At 39.3% G+C, this 242-nt stretch carries 1 pseudogene; it reads left to right on the top strand.

The features are described from left to right. Window positions 1-242 (top strand): annotated as a pseudogene (locus SB756_RS34395) (cyclic nucleotide-binding protein); the annotation flags it as partial.

Here is a 242-nt window from a genome sequence, read left to right on the forward strand (position 1 = left end):
ATTATGGCGTCATTCAAGAAGTGGCGAAAAACACAGGACCAATGGTTTGAGCAATTTGCCCAATGGATTGCTGAACCCAAACCACAGGCTTTACTTAACAGTTCTATATTTTTTGATTTAGACGGCGTATGGGGTAAAACAAAATGGGCTAATGAGTTAAAAACATATATTGCTAAACACCGTGCACATAACAGACTGTTTCTAGCAAATATGGCAGCAAATGCTCGTAATAGAACACCTCC

Source organism: Pseudomonas sp. SIMBA_068 (genome assembly GCF_046534705.1).
Taxonomy (GTDB): Bacteria; Pseudomonadota; Gammaproteobacteria; order Pseudomonadales; family Pseudomonadaceae; genus Aquipseudomonas; species Aquipseudomonas putida.